This window comes from Neochlamydia sp. AcF95 (assembly GCF_018342455.1).
Taxonomy (GTDB): domain Bacteria; phylum Chlamydiota; class Chlamydiia; order Chlamydiales; family Parachlamydiaceae; genus Neochlamydia.
The window spans coordinates 42,321-57,069 of the sequence record NZ_JAEMUC010000044.1 but is presented as its reverse complement, the minus strand read 5'-3'; the positions used below and the strand labels follow the sequence as shown (position 1 = coordinate 57,069).

13 protein-coding genes are annotated in these 14,749 nt (G+C 38.4%); 5 read left to right on the top strand and 8 right to left on the bottom strand.

Features of this window, described 5'->3' with window-relative positions:
* Positions 1 to 138 precede the first annotated feature (138 nt).
* The 3 genes from NEOC95_RS05015 to acpS form a co-directional block, all read right to left on the bottom strand.
* Positions 139 to 1,491: a leucine-rich repeat domain-containing protein gene (locus NEOC95_RS05015; protein WP_213151961.1), complete on the bottom strand. Its 1,353-nt coding sequence runs from the start codon at positions 1,489 to 1,491 to the stop codon at positions 139 to 141.
* A 281-nt stretch (positions 1,492 to 1,772) separates the two neighbouring features.
* On the bottom strand, positions 1,773 to 4,223 hold the full coding sequence (locus tag NEOC95_RS05010) for a leucine-rich repeat domain-containing protein (RefSeq protein WP_213151960.1): 2,451 nt from the start codon (positions 4,221 to 4,223) through the stop codon (positions 1,773 to 1,775).
* Positions 4,224 to 4,593: 370 nt separating this feature from the next.
* Positions 4,594 to 4,962, bottom strand: coding sequence for a holo-ACP synthase (gene acpS / locus NEOC95_RS05005; RefSeq protein ID WP_166158691.1), 369 nt, complete (start codon positions 4,960 to 4,962; stop codon positions 4,594 to 4,596).
* A 535-nt stretch (positions 4,963 to 5,497) separates the two neighbouring features.
* Between acpS and NEOC95_RS05000 the strand changes: the two genes are divergently transcribed.
* On the top strand, positions 5,498 to 5,998 hold the full coding sequence (locus tag NEOC95_RS05000; protein WP_213151959.1) for a hypothetical protein: 501 nt from the start codon (positions 5,498 to 5,500) through the stop codon (positions 5,996 to 5,998).
* Positions 5,999 to 6,076: 78 nt separating this feature from the next.
* Here the strand turns inward: NEOC95_RS05000 and NEOC95_RS04995 are convergent, their stop codons facing one another.
* Complete coding sequence (locus NEOC95_RS04995) at positions 6,077 to 6,499, bottom strand: 23S rRNA (pseudouridine(1915)-N(3))-methyltransferase RlmH (protein WP_213151958.1); 423 nt, start codon at positions 6,497 to 6,499, stop codon at positions 6,077 to 6,079.
* Positions 6,500 to 6,548: 49 nt separating this feature from the next.
* Positions 6,549 to 7,004 carry an SsrA-binding protein SmpB gene (gene smpB, locus NEOC95_RS04990; RefSeq protein WP_166158721.1) on the bottom strand — a complete coding sequence of 152 codons (456 nt, stop codon included), beginning with the start codon at positions 7,002 to 7,004 and terminating at the stop codon, positions 6,549 to 6,551.
* A 223-nt stretch (positions 7,005 to 7,227) separates the two neighbouring features.
* On the opposite strand from smpB, the gene dnaN reads away from it, so the two are divergent.
* Together dnaN and recF are read left to right on the top strand one after the other, a co-directional pair.
* Positions 7,228 to 8,364, top strand: coding sequence for a DNA polymerase III subunit beta (dnaN, locus tag NEOC95_RS04985; RefSeq protein ID WP_166158681.1), 1,137 nt, complete (start codon positions 7,228 to 7,230; stop codon positions 8,362 to 8,364).
* A 21-nt stretch (positions 8,365 to 8,385) separates the two neighbouring features.
* Positions 8,386 to 9,420: a DNA replication/repair protein RecF gene (gene recF, locus NEOC95_RS04980; protein WP_213151956.1), complete on the top strand. Its 1,035-nt coding sequence runs from the start codon at positions 8,386 to 8,388 to the stop codon at positions 9,418 to 9,420.
* A 28-nt stretch (positions 9,421 to 9,448) separates the two neighbouring features.
* Here recF and NEOC95_RS04975 read toward each other — a convergent pair whose 3' ends face one another.
* Positions 9,449 to 10,780 (bottom strand): hypothetical protein, encoded by a 1,332-nt coding sequence (locus NEOC95_RS04975; protein ID WP_213151954.1) that lies wholly within the window; start codon positions 10,778 to 10,780, stop codon positions 9,449 to 9,451.
* 335 nt (positions 10,781 to 11,115) lie between these two features.
* On the opposite strand from NEOC95_RS04975, the gene NEOC95_RS04970 reads away from it, so the two are divergent.
* The gene (locus NEOC95_RS04970; protein ID WP_166158672.1) at positions 11,116 to 11,304 is read left to right on the top strand and encodes a hypothetical protein; all 189 of its coding nucleotides are present in this window, start codon (positions 11,116 to 11,118) and stop codon (positions 11,302 to 11,304) included.
* On the opposite strand, the gene NEOC95_RS04965 is transcribed toward NEOC95_RS04970, so the two are convergent.
* Entirely contained in the window at positions 11,294 to 12,217 is a 924-nt protein-coding gene (locus NEOC95_RS04965) for an FAD:protein FMN transferase (RefSeq protein WP_249270176.1), read from the bottom strand. The genes NEOC95_RS04970 and NEOC95_RS04965 overlap by 11 nt on opposite strands.
* Before the next feature lie 150 nt (positions 12,218 to 12,367).
* Positions 12,368 to 13,258: a bifunctional methylenetetrahydrofolate dehydrogenase/methenyltetrahydrofolate cyclohydrolase FolD gene (gene folD, locus NEOC95_RS04960; protein ID WP_213151952.1), complete on the bottom strand. Its 891-nt coding sequence runs from the start codon at positions 13,256 to 13,258 to the stop codon at positions 12,368 to 12,370.
* Between the two features lie 795 nt (positions 13,259 to 14,053).
* Here folD and NEOC95_RS04955 point away from each other — a divergent pair.
* Positions 14,054 to 14,602 carry a hypothetical protein gene (locus NEOC95_RS04955; RefSeq protein ID WP_166158666.1) on the top strand — a complete coding sequence of 183 codons (549 nt, stop codon included), beginning with the start codon at positions 14,054 to 14,056 and terminating at the stop codon, positions 14,600 to 14,602.
* Positions 14,603 to 14,749 lie beyond the last annotated feature (147 nt).

The window sequence follows — 14,749 nt, the reverse complement described above, 5'->3', positions numbered from 1 at the left end:
AAAGCTTTACGTGTGATGGCCAGTAAACCTGCAGCACAAAGGTATTTTTTCTCTTTCGCCCACATTCCCATAACTAACCTCATCTAATGGTTTACGAAAAAAAATTTCTTTTTTAGTTTATCACAGAGGGAATTTTTTTCAGCGGGAATTGCTGAGCTGTGATAGCTGCCTTATCTCCGGAGGAAGGGTGTTGAGCTGGTTGTTACTTAAATCAAGCCTTTGCAGCTGAGATAGCTGCCATATCTCTGCAGGAAGGGTGTTGAGCTGGTTGTTACTTAAATCAAGCGCTTGTAGCTGTGATAGCTGCCTTATCTCTGGAGGAAGGTTGGTAAGTTGGTTACTGCCTAAGATAAGCCATTGCAGCTGAGAGAGCTGCACTATCTCTTTAGGAAGGTTGGTAAGTATGTTGTTATTTAAATTAAGTACTTGCAGCTGAGATAGCTGCCCTATCTCTGCCGGAACAGTGGTGAGCTGGTTGCTACTTAAACCAAGCACTTGTAGCTGAGACAGCTGCCCTATATCTACCGGAAGCGCGGTGAGCCGGTTGCTGCTTAATCCAAGCACTTGTAGCTGAGACAAATGCCTTATCTCTACTGGAAGTGTGGTGAGTCGGTTGCTGCTTAAGCCAAGCTCTTGTAGCTGAGAGAGCTGCCATATATCTACCGGAAGAGAGGTAAACTGGTTGTGATCTAAGCTAAGGCATTGCAGCTGCAAGAGTCGTCCTATCTCTGAAGGAAGGAAAGTAAGTTTGTTGTTGTTTAAGTCAAGCCGCCGCAGCTGAGAGAGCTGTCCTATCTCTGCCGGAAGGGAGGTAAGCTCGTTGCTGCTTAAGATAATCTTTTGTAACTGCAATAGCTGCCCTATCTCTACCGGAAGAGTGGTGAGCTGGTTGTCGCTTAAGTCCAGATCCCTCAGGTTTGATAATTGTCCTACCTCTGGAGGTAAAAAGGTTAAGCCAATTCCTTGTAAGTCTAGCTTCGTAAGTTTTTTGCCATGCCTTTTAATCCAATTAATAAAAAGCCCTCCTTTTTTTTCTAAAGGTAAGTACTTAATTGTTTCTCGACTTAAGTATTTCTCTCCACGGGGTAATTTTTTCCACATTAAGAGGCGATTAATATTTAATAGATAAGAGGAGTAATTAGCCAATGTGAAATATCTATTTTCCTCAAGTCCTTCTTTAAACTCTAAAGGTGAAAGCGAGCGGGCTAAAGTAAAGATTTGCCTAAAGATTGCATTTACCTTTGCTTTTTTAGAAAGCTCTTCTTCTAGCTTATAGATCCTATCTAAAGCAAGAACCTGCTCGTTAACATCTCCTTGAGGAACATGCACTTTACCTATTTGCTTATAAAGAGAAGGCATGACTTCATTAGCTAGGAGATGGTACCATCTTCCACACACGCTAAATAAGGAAGGGCTAGCATAGGCCTTTAAAATAGGGGTTAGTATTTCATTAGGTAAATGTTCAATGGTGATAGAAGAATTAGGATTCATTATAGGGTCTCTTTAAGTGCCAGACATGTTTTATGAGTTTTTTAGAGCAAAACATACATGAATAAAACAGAATGTACAAGAAAATTTTAGAGACAGATTCTTAGCCTTTAAATTTAAAAATAGAGAAATGCAATAGGCCGATAAAGAATCTTTAATAAAGAAAACTTTCGATGTTAATGTCTCTTGATAGGCCGGAAGGTTTATTTATATCCTTAAAACTTTCCAAGAATATCAATATGTTTCTTTAGCTTATTGGGTGATGAAGGAACAGACTTTTTCAGCTAAAGGCAAAAACGCTCCCTTATTTCATCTGGAATGCTTTGCAGCGGATTCCCATTCACCTGGAGCTTTTTTAAAGCAGTCAGCCCCTTCATTTCTACAGGAAGGGAGGTAAGTTGGTTGTTGCTTAATCCAAGCTCTTGTAGCTGTGATAGCTGCCTTATCTCTACCGGAAGGGAGGTAAGCTGGTTGCTGTCTAAGTAAAGTTTACTGAGCTGGGATAAATGCCCCATCTCTGTAGGAAGAGTGTTAAGCTGATTGTTGTTTAAGTTAAGTACTTGCAGCTGAGACAGCTGCCCTATCTCTACCGGAAGAGAGGTAAGTTGGTTGCTACTTAAACGAAGCACTTGTAGCTGAGAAAGCTGCTCTATCTCTGTAGGAAGGGTGGTAAGTTTGTTGTTGTTTAAGTTAAGTACTTGCAGCTGAGATAGCTGCCCTATCTCTGCCGGAAGTGCGGTGAGCCGGTTGCTGCTTAATCCAAGCACTTGCAGCTGAGATAGCTGACATATCTCTGAAGGAAGAGTGGTAAGTTGGTTGCCGTCTAAGTAAAGGTATTGCAGCTGAGAGAGCTGCCATATCTCTGCAGGAAGATTGGTAAACTGGTTACTTTTTAAGTCGAGATCTTGTAGTTGCAATAGCTGCCCTATTTCTACCGGAAGGGTAGTAAGCTGGTTATCCTTTAAGTAAAGTTTTTTCAGCTGAGACAGTAGCCCTATCCCTGCAGGAAGGGTAGTAATCTGGTTGTTGTTTAAGCCAAGCGCTCGTAGCTGTGATAGATACCATATCTCTGTAGGAAGGGAGGTAAGTTTGTTGTGGCTTAAATTAAGTACTTGTAGCTGAGAGAGCTGCTCTATCTTTGTCGGAAGAGAGGTAAGCTGGTTGCTACTTAAATCAAGCGCTTGCAGCTGAGACAGCTGCCATATCTCTACCGGAAGAGAGGTAAGCTGGTTGCTGTCTAAGTAAAGTTTACTGAGCTGGGATAAACGCCCTATCTCTGCAGGAAGGTTGGTAAGTTTGTTGTCATTTAAATTAAGTACTTGCAGCTGAGACAGCTGCCATATTTCTGCCGGAAGAGAGGTAAGCTGGTTTCTATTTAAATCAAGCGTTTGCAGCTGAGACAGTAAACCTATCTCTGCAGGAAGGGTATCGATCTGGTTGTCATTTAGGCCAAGTGCTTGCAGCTGAGAGAGCTTCCCTATTTCTGCAGGAAGGGTGGTGAGGTGGTTGTTGAGTAAGCGAAGCAATTGCAGCTGAGACAGTAGTCCTATCTCTGGAGGAAGGGAGGTAAGCTGGTTGTGATCTAAGCCAAGTCTTTGCAGCTGAGATAGCTGTCCTATCTCTGCCGGAAGGGTAGTGAGCTGGTTGTTATTTAAGCCAAGCGCTTTTAGCTGTGATAGCTGACATATCTCTGTAGGAAGGTTGGTAAGTTTGTTGTCATTTAAATTAAGTACTTGCAGCTGAGACAGCTGCCATATTTCTGCCGGAAGAGAGGTAAGCTGGTTTCTATTTAAATCAAGCGTTTGCAGCTGAGACAGTAAACCTATCTCTGCAGGAAGGGTAGTAAGGTGATTATCGGCTAAGCCAAGCTTTCGCAGCTGAGATAGCTGCCCTATCTCTATCGGAAGAGAGGTAAGCTGGTTGTGGTCTAAGCCAAGCGCTTGTAGCTGAGATAGCTGCCCTATCTCTGCTGGAAGGAAAGTAAGTTTGTTGTTGTTTAAGTCAAGCTTTCGCAGCTGAGACAGTAGCCCTATCTCTGAAGGAAGGGTAGTAAGGTGATTATCGGCTAACTCAAGCCTTTGCAGCTGCAAGAGTTGTCCTATCTCTGCAGGAAAAATGGTCAGCTGGGTATCGTTTAAAAAAAGGGCTTGCAGCTGAGATAATTGTCCTATTTCAGGAGGTAAAAAAGTCAATCCTGTTCCTGCTAAACTTAAGTTTTTAATGTCTTTGCCATATCTTTCAATCCATCCTTTAAAAAGTTCTCCTTTTCTTGCTATAGGCAAGTGCTTGATTCTTTGTTGATCTAAGTATTTCTTTCCCCCAGGGAGTTTATTCCATATTAACAGGCGACTGATATTTACCACATAAGAGGAGTAATTAGCTGATGTGAAATATATGTTTTCTTTAGGGTAATCTTTCCATCTTAGTGGTGAGAGAGGTTTAGCTAGAGTAAAGATTTGTTTAAAGATTGCTTTTACCTTTTGTCCTGGAAGAAGCTCATTATCTAGCTTATAAATTTTGTTTAAGATAACAGCATGCTCCCTAACATTTCCTCGAGGGACATGAATTTCAACTATTTGCTTATAGATAGATCGCATTATTTCACTATCATTAGCTAAAAGATCACGCCATTTTCTGCACACGCTAGATAAAGAAGGTGTGGCGCAATACTTCAAAATGTGTGTGAGCATCTCATTAGGTAGACTTTCAATGCTGATAGAAGGACTAGTATTCACTGTACAACCTCTTTAAATGTCATGCATGTTTATGATAACTTTTTAAAAAGTATAAGAAAGAAATAAAACATGCAAGAGAATATGAGGAATAGGCTATTAAGGGGTGTAAACAAAAGTATTGGCAATTTTTTTAAGCAGCCACTTTATAGCAATTTCGGTAAGCTTTGCGATAACCATTCAATTTACCTGTTTTAACCTTAGCATCAACTTACCATTTCCTGCCTTCTAACAAGCGCTTACTATTTTAACCTCTTTTTATAACAGATGCCTTCTAGCGAAATTAGGAAGCTAATTTTTGCTGTATGGAGCGTATTTTGTTGAATGGATAGGCTAGACGATAGGACGGCAAACGCAGTCTCTTTTTGCAAATTCATTCTTCCCAAATAGCTGTGGCAGTCGCGTATGCTTGACAATGGCTAATGGATATATGAATAAGAGGGTTTTTGAAATGTTTTTTGAAGGTGTCTGTAAGAGCAAGATAGGGTTTACCTTGTTCATTATTGAGGATAGCAAGATCTGTCCAACTCAGGCCTCCAGTTAAGCCTGTACCTAATGCTTTTACAACCGCCTCCTTAGCAGCAAATCTACCTGCAAAGTTTTTACTCGGTTGCCGGAAGGATTGGCAATATTTTTGCTCTTCTTCGGTAAAAACCCTATCAAGAAACTTTTGGCCATACTTATGTATGTTTGCCTCAATACGAGCCACTTCAATAATGTCAATACCAATGCCACGAATCATTTTAGTTGCCTTGTAATCTATCCAGTAAAAAAATATATCCCTTTTTAAAAGAAGGTAAGTCAACATCTGCGATAAAGCTTGCTGCAATTCTATTTAAAAGAAGCTTACACGCTATCAAACGTTCTGAGGTACTATGTTTTAACGTCCATACTTGCGTTTTAATGCACTCTCTAATAGGCTCAAGCACCTTCATTGGCCTCCTTCCTCACAGCTTTAATTTTAAGATAGCCAATAGCTTACCAAGTGGCAGGAATATATACCCTAAAATTAAGGGTGGTGCCACTTCACATAGGAGGCCAATGAAGTGAGGGGAAAGGCTTATCTCACTCACTGCCTTGAGTAATGAATTTTGAAATTTAGCACCTCTAACTAGAGAATGAGTGGGTATAACTTCAGAGCTTTTTTCTTAAATGTAGAAAAGATATAAAAAAATGGCCTTTATTTGTCTATCATTTAACCCTTTCTTTTTTCTTTATCTTATATCTTTCAATAGGTTAAATTTCTTTTTTATGAATACCATGTAGGAGAGGAAAATATGTTAAAATTAAGCCATAAAGCATTAATTGTTTTTTCGGGAATCATCTGGTTAGCGGTTGGAAGCTTTTTACTTTCCTTGGGGCTAAATTTTCTACTTCACGCTGCCCAAGATATGCATGTTCTAGAAAAAAATAGTTATCCTTTGCTTAATCTTTTTTCTTCTATTTTTTCAAATGCGGAAAATATTATTGTGTTTTTGATTGCTCTAGGATTGATTATAGGCTACTCCAAAGGACGTTATGTATTGGGTAAAGCGGCTGTTAAAGGGGTAGAAAGGATTTATTCTTTGCCTAATCCTACCTATTTACAGAATATATATGATTCCAAATATTATATTCTTTTAGCGGGGATGATGGGGCTTGGCTTCTCTATGAAATATTTAGGCATACCTGCCGACATCCGCGGCTTAATCGATGTAGCCATAGGCTCTGCTCTCATTAATGGCGCCATGATCTATTTTAGGCTTGCTTTTACAAAGCCTCTAGAAGATCGAAGTTAATAGAGAGCTCACGGGTAATAAATAAAGCGTGCTTCTTTAGAGTGGGTAGACTAGCCAGTGGATGGAGAAACGTCTAGCTTATTTATGGTAAGGAGTGCCTTTAGCAATTTCAAAAGCACGATAGACTTGTTCTATGAGTACTAATCTAATAATTTGATGAGTCATGGTTAAAGGGGAGAGGCTAAGGCAAGGATAGGAAAGTTTGATTTTCTTTGGCAATCCACTTGCTCCCCCGATAACTAAAGTTAAGCGCGAGCCACCTTCTATAAATTGCACCTGCAGGAAGCTGGCAAATTTTTCGCTATCGAAAAGCCTGCCTGCCGCATCCAAACAGATCACTCGCTTTTCTTTTAAAATGAGTTCTTGGAGGTGCTCATTATTTCTAGCTTCTACAAATTCAAATTTTAAAATAGAGGATAGACGTTTAACATATTCTTGGATGGCGTCATTGAGCCATTCTTCTTTTGTTTTACCAATAGAAATAATTTTCAGTCTAAGCATTTAATTATATATAAAAATTCAAAGAAAGCTTTCCTTAAACCTTAGGGAATTAACGGCTTTTCAGCATTTTTTGCATATAGCGTTTTTCGTCTCTTTCTTTAATGGCTTCTCGTTTATCAGCAGACTTTTTTCCTTTAGCAATAGCAATTTTTGCTTTCACTTTTCCCTCTTTTAAATAAAGGGCCAGGGCTACAATCGTTAAACCTTTTTCCTGCACGCTCTCGCGTAGTTTAAAGATCTCTCGTTTGTGTAAAAGAAGCTTGCGATCACGAGTTTCCAGATGATTGTGAATGTTGCCATACTTATAAGGAGCAATATGGGATCCAATAAGCCATGCTTCCCTGTTAATCACTTTGATATAAGATTCTTGCAGGCTCCCCCCATTATCTCTTAGCGATTTGATTTCCGTACCTTCTAGGGCAATACCTGCTTCAAAGGTTTCGAGGATTTCAAAATGATGGAAAGCGCGTTTATTAGATACGAGATCGGAAGATTTATTATTCATATGCAAATATATTAAATGAAGGCGCATAAACGAAGCAAGAGAGATTGCAGAATTCATCTCTCTTAGCGCCTTTACAGGCACCTCAAGTCTATAAATTCTTTCCTTGCTTGATTTTTTAGATAGGCAAGCATGAACACATCGAGAGCCCTATGTTTATTGCTTGACAAAGAGCTTATGGTCACTTATCTTGAGTCTCTCTTTTATTTAGCTTAAGGAATTATTCATGAAATTCGTCATAGCCACGCAAGAGCTTAATTATTTAATTAATAAGTGTCTTAATGCAGTAGCTCAAAAATCTACCATCCCTATCCTTTCCAACTTTTTAATCGAAGCTATTAATAATGAACTTATTATTACAGCTACGGATTTAACAGTAGGGGTCCGCTGCTTTACTGAAGCAAAAATTCTTGAAGAGGGGTCAACAACATTGCCTGCAAAGCGCTTGGCCCAGTTAATACGCGAGTTGACAGCAACCAATGTGGAAATTTCTACTTCAGCAAATGAAATCACTGAAATTAATGCCCAAACTTCGCGCTTTAAGTTAAATGGAATGAATAAAAATGAGTTTCCCGCCTTACCTAATGTGACAGATGCCGTGCATTTTAAAATTAAACAAAAAGTTTTGAAAGATATGCTTTACCGCACAGCTTTTGCAGTTTCTCGTGAAGACAATCGTTATGTGCTTACGGGAGTATGTTTGCAAGTGCAGGGAAAAACAGCTTCCTTTATTGGAACGGATGGAAAGCGCTTAGCAAAATCCCAAACTACCCTTAATATCGATCCATCTTTCCAAGGTACTTATGTGATTCCACTTAAGGCGGTAGAGGAAATTCTTAAAAATCTGGAAGAAGAGGGCGAAGCTATAGTGTTTTTAATGCAGGACAAAATTGCTATCAAAGCTTCTAATACGACGATTATTAGTAAACTATTATCAGGGGAGTATCCTGATGTTAACCGTGTCATTCCTTCTCAAACTGGGATAACCGTTAATCTCCACCGTGAAGAATTGATGACTTTATTGCGCCAAATTTCCCTTTTTGCTGCAGAAAATAATCATTCCGTTCGTTTTACTTTTAACGAAGGGGAGTTGAAATTGACAGCCAACACGATGGAAATAGGAGAAGGTAAAGTAAGTATGCCGGTAAATTATAAAGGGGAGAAGTTAGAAATTGCTTTTAACCCTCATTTCTTTTTAGATATTTTGCGTCATAGTAAAAATGAAACTATTTCTCTTGGGATTACCGATCCTTATAATCCTGGCTTGATTAGTGACTTTAATGATGATCAAAATGAAGAGGAGAAAGAAGCAGAACAAAATTCGCTGTTTGTACTAATGCCAATGCGCTTGAGTGAAGATTAGCTAAAATAAAAGGTGATAATTTTGAGTAGTGGTCTTTTTCTTCAAAAGCTATATTTACGATATTTCCGTCGTTACGAGGAAGCCACTTTTCACTTTACCCCCACCATTAATACGATTGTAGGCCCTAATGCTTACGGTAAAACAACTATTTTAGAGGCGATACAATTGCTGATAAATGGTCGCTCTTTCCGTACCCAGCAAATTTCCGATATGATTCAATATGGGCAAAAGTATTTTCATATTGAAGCATGCTTCATTAAGCAAGGTATAGCGCAAACACTCAAAATTCTTTATGATGGCAGTGAACGAAAAATTATAAATAATAGTACAGCTTTTTCGTCAGTAGCTAACTTATTAGGCATTTTGCAAGGAGTCGTCTTAACTCCTGATAGCACTTCTTTAATAAAAGGTTCTCCTTTATTGCGGCGACATTTTCTCGATCTGCAGATTGCCCAGATAGATCCTTTATATGTACATTATTTGACGCGCTATATAGGCGCTATGAGGCAACGTAATGCTTTATTAAAGAGGAACGAAATGCTTGCTATCCAAACTTGGGAGCAAGAGATGGCAGGAGCCGCGGCTTATGTGACTCTGCAAAGAGAGCAAACGATTGCAGACCTACAAAAATGGGGAAACGGATTGTATGGAATGTTAACTGCAGAGACTGCCCCTTTGAGTTTGGAATACAAAAATAGTAGCCGCCAAATAAAGGATCTGCAGCTTTTGCGTCAACATTATCTGCAGCAATGGGATAAGCTTCGTTTACGCGAAAAAGAAGTGGGAATGACCTTATATGGTCCCCATCGTGATGATCTATTAATAAAGATAGGAGATCGCGAAGTGCGTTTGTTTGCAAGTGAAGGGCAGCAGCGTAGTTGCGTCATGGCTCTTCGATTAGCGGAATGGCAGCGGCTACGGGAATTAAGCCAAGAACTGCCATTGATGCTGATTGATGATGTAGGGGTTAGCTTAGATACTACACGCCGTCAAAAACTTTTGATCCACTTAAAAACTTTAGGACAAGTTTTTATAACCTCCACCGAAGAACTTTGAGTAAGAGGTTTATCATTCGTATTGCCTGCTAACCTAAAGAGAGACGACCAAAAGGAGTTAAGCAAAGACACAGCTTATCATGGTGATAGCCTATAGCCACCATACCTGCTTGCATGAGATATTCGCAGATTATAAGTTTTATAAATTGTCTCTCATCTTCGTTATAATTAGGAGTGCTATATTTCCATCTTCTACCTTTATTAACTAAAGAAGTAGGTGCTACACTTCCTACGGCAGCTAAACAACCTTTGATGTAATCCTCGAAGTAAACCCACTTTCCATGAGCAAAATTCTTAAGGCTTTTCTCGACCTCGCGTAAATCTTTTTCAGAAAAAGATGAAAATTGGTCATTAGCGGCCAAGCGGTTCAGTGACTGTCGATAGAGGATGATGGCTTGGTCTGCGCGAGTTTTTTTAAGCCAGGCTTCCGTATAAGCTGATGCCACAATTTTTTGCTTTTCTTGCTTGGCAATTTCCAATAAAAGAGCTATTTCTAATAAATCTTTAGGAGCCTGGGTAAAAGAAATACTTTTTTTTAGCAACTTTTTTACAAAAGCATTCAATTCATTTAAAAATCCAAACTCTTTTTCATAAACAGGGGTAATAGAGGTAGCCTCTTGAATCGCGACTGGATTAGTATTCTGCACGAATAATAAGAATTCATGCCATTCATGAAAAGGAGTAACCACCTCTTCCCACACATCTTGAGTTTTAACATAGCGAAGGCAGCAAACTAGGCTAAACTCTAAGAAGAGCATATACTCTTCAAATTGCTCCCTAGTAAGTCCAAATTTTTCTATAAGTGCGCATGCACTCATTTTATAGTCGGGGGCAGCAAATACTTGTTTTGCAATCGAGCTTATGATAGGGTTATCGAAAACGAGATCTTGTAAATAACGTTCATAAATTTTGGGAGTGAACAAGAACTTTTCTATAATAGAATTAAAGATATTGTCTGAGCTACGGGGGATGGCATACCAGGAGGGAAGGGCATGAATGGGTGCTTTACTTAATAGTCCTTGTAAATACTCCATATCAGGACGAAAGTCATCATCAAATTTGATGATATGCGCCTCGTAATACTTGCGCATCTCTTTATCAACGAGTATCTCATTTCCTCGAATTTGAAAAAGACCGCTTTTGGCTAATTTATCTAAAATAGGACGAAGTTTAGAAGGAGTGATCTCCAAATTATCTGCAAGGGTAGTGAGGGTGGTTTTCAAAGAACCATTAATAATTTCTTGCAACACATCGACTTCTAAAATCGATAGCTCGGCCATGAAGAGACGATTTTCAATGTCTCTACGATAGTTATAATCGGTTAGAACAATTTTATTTTTTCGAGTAGTAAAAGTGGGCATAGGCTTTCTTTAAAGGAGTTATTGTTTCTTGCTGGAAAGCTCGTTAGCGCTCAAAGTTAGTGAAGAAGGTTTACAAAAGCATAGGGATAGTTCAATTCAATTGTTGAAAACATTGTATTTTAAAATGTTATTATTGACAACCCTTTTATTTGGCTAGGCATTTTGAAAATGCGAGCGTTTAAGCCTGGCAAAAAAATTGATTTATTAAATATTTTTTGTATAATCCTTTTTGTTGAACTATCTACCCCGGTAGGGTGGAAGGGCCTAATTAAAATTTAACAAAAGTGTAAACTTAAGTGGCGCCAGAAGAATTTCCTCTTTCCTCAAAGGATTTGATGATAGAATTTGCAGAGTTAATAACAGAAGCTCTTTTAAAAAGAGATGTACAGCATGCCGACCCTTTCGAGGCTTACGCCCATCGTTTAAGGAGCCATTTCTATAATTGCCCTGAAAGATTTAAACGGCGTTTTGCGGAAGGATATTGCTTATTAGTCAAGGAGCTTGAAAAAGAATCTATTCATTAAGATCTTGGTGGGAAACAATCCAAAACACGATCTCGGGATAATCGTTGGTAATTTTATCTGCCCAGCGCTGGGCCTCTTTTTTAGAACGGAACATAAGGGCAGTCGTGGCTAATCCATCAGCTAGTGCGCAAGAGGGGGCTAGAACACTTGCACTAGCCACATTTTCCCTCGTTATGGTGAGAGGTGTAAGTCTAGCGGGATCAAAAATATGAAAATAGGTAATAGTTGGATAAGCAGTGTCGCCTTTTTTAGTTTCTATCGTCCAGCTTTGAAAATAATCCCCACTGGTAGCAATTGCTTGATTGCGTAAACTTACCTTAGCAATAGCGTTTTCTGGATTATTATTTCCCAAGCGGCTAATAAAAATATTCCAAGGCCTACCTTGAGGATGCTTACCGCTAGTCTTTATTTCTCCCCCCCATTCCACAAATAGATTGGTATAGCCTGCTTCATAAAGTCTATCGGTAAGTAAATCTACGCAATAGCCTTTAGCGATTCCTCCAAGATCTATTTGAATATCGTCTAAATCTTTATAAAATTTTCCTTGGCCAAAATGAATTTTATTCCATCCTATTTTAGTAGCTACAGATAAGATTTCGCCTTCAGAAGGAATTTGTCCTTGCTCAAGATGTTTTTTCCACAGAGCTTGCAGAGGTTCTATGGTAGGGTCAAAGCGTCCTTCCGATAATAAAACTATTTTTTCTGTTAAATTTAATAGTTGCTCAAGCTCGGCAGAAATGGATACTACAGTACCTGCTTTTAATCGATTAAGACAAGAAAGCTCTGAGGAAGGATTCCATTTGTTATAAATATGGTTTACCTCTTCAAAAGTATTGCGGATAATATTAGAAACAAGGGCTTTTTCTGATGCGGTCAGCGGATGACCAATGAGAATACGATAGTTAATCGTCATCTCACTCCCTGAAAAAAGAGTCAATTTTTCATACGTGAAATTTGAGCAAGCATAAAGTAAGAAAATGAGAATGAAAAATTGGCTAAATGCATAATATTTCTTTAACTTGCCCTTTGTATAATACCCCACTTCCATCTTCATCTTAAGCATTTATTGAGCCTTTTGAAGGTTTGGCTTCAATCGCTTAGAGTAGCTCTTAAGAGTATTGCTCAATAACATAGCAATCGTCATAGGCCCTACTCCTCCTGGTACAGGAGTAATATAGGCACATTTGTCTTTAATATGATCAAAGTCTGCATCGCCCACCAGCCTATACCCGGCAGGACGGCTTAAATCGTTAATTTTATTTATTCCTACATCAATCACTGTTACACCTTCTTTAATCATCTCTGCTTTAAGAAATAAAGGTTGTCCCATAGCTAAGATGATAATGTCAGCTTGAGAGGTTAAGCTATCTAGCTTTTTAGTCTTACTATGGACGATGGTAACAGTGGCATTACCTTCAGAGTTATTCTGCATTAACATAGCGGCCATAGGTTTTCCTACGATATTGCTGCGGCCCGCAATTAACACATGGCGTCTTGCTACTTCTATCTGGGATCTGGCTAGAAGGGCACGAATGCCTAGCGGCGTGCAGGGAAAAAATCCATCCGTTTCCCCCATTAACATTTTGCCTACGTTAAAAGGATGAAATCCATCGACATCTTTTTCTGGTAAGATGGCTAAATTAACAAGCGATGGGTTAATGTGAGGTGGCAAAGGTAATTGCACAAGAATGCCATCGACTGTGGAATTTAAATTAAGAGCATGGATCTTGTCGAGGAGCTCTTTTTCTGATAACGAGGAAGGTAGATGAATTTTTAAGGATAAAATTCCTACGTTTTTGCAAGCTTGGGTTTTCCGTTGGACGTAGATTTGAGAAGCTGGATGGTCGCCCACAATAATAACAGCTAAGCATGGCGGACGGCCATGCATATTTAAAAGTGTAACTTTAATCTCTTGTTCAATTTCTTGAGCAATTTTTTTTCCATTTATAATCATAGGGGGAATTTAACTGTCGTGTTTTATGATTTCAATAAAATATTAGGAGTTAGACTTTAAGCTGCAGGTAAAAAAGGTTACTACTCTTATAAGCAAAGAAAGAGTGTTTAAAACATTTTTTATGTTTGCATAAGATAGATTAGCATAACCCATTTTTACTTTATAAGCCAACTTTTGCTTCTTCTTTTCTGGCAAAATTTAAGAGCCATCTACTCTTTATAAATAGCCTTAGATAAAGAGGAAATATCCCATAATGTTTTTCTCTTCTTTCTTTATACGGGTCTTTTTGGAAGAATGGGGCTGAGGATAAAGAATAGGAACAAGAGGGTCTAGTTTCTCTAAAAGCTAAATGTTTTTTAAGATTTGGGTAGTGAAATTTAGCTCCTTTTTATGAAAAAAGAAGAAGGTGAATCTGTCCTGACTTAAAAAATAAGGGATGAAGAAGAAAAAAATTAAGAGAATTTTCTTTAAGATAAAAGTCTTTTTTTTAGCTTAAATAAGATTGGTAAGCAGTTTTTTTATGTAATCATGTACCCTAAGAACTAGGCTTTACCACATAAACAGGAAGGATAAATGTTTTTAGCCAAAAGATAGCTTTTTTAAAGCATACAAGCAAAAGCCTTAAGAAAAGTTAGAAAAATTTACAGTAAGAGTATTTTCTCTAAAGCAATCCTTGCTTTCTAGAAAAAAAAGCTTTAGAAAAGCAAAAGAGTGCAAAAAAATAATAGTATATTGTAACGTGGATTTACAACTTTGGAAGAATTGTTGATGACAAGAACCTTTTTAGGAGGAAATATGTATAAATCGGTCTTCAAGACCTGTGTAGTGTCACTCTTAGGATTTGGTGCTCTACTTTCTACGCATGCTTTTGCACAAAACGCTCCTTTACAAACACCACCCACTACTCCTGTTGGGTTGAGCGATGAATGCTCTAAGGAATTGCTTATTTCCTATTTTCCTAAGGTGTTTGTACTAGAGACTTTAAAAAAGTATAACGTCCCCCAAGATAAGTGGGAGGCTATAGCTAGTGAACTTGCCCAGAAAGATAAGCAAGTCATCAAAACTGTGGAGGAAAAAGCAGCTAAATTAGATCCAAACCCTCTTAAAGACCCTCAGCAGCGCCAAGCTGCCGTCAGGTTATTTAGAGAAACTTTGACAGATTTATTTGCTTTGACCATGAAAGCTTATGGAATAAAGGATGGAAAGCAAATTACCGATATGTTGAATGATATTCAACAACAAAAAGCTAAACGTTTTGCTATGTGCATGCAAAGAGTATCATCCGAAGACACTAAAGGCGAAAACAAAGCTGAAAATTCAGCCACCTTAGGAGATAAGAATTAACATTTATAAGAGGAGAAAAAAAGTGTGATCTCCTCTTATTTTTTATTCACTCGGTAAATAGTGAAAGTTTTATTTTCTTTTAAAAGGGCAGGCTTCTATAGAGGATGGAAATCCTTCTAAAAATTTTAAAGGCTTATTTCGCCCTCT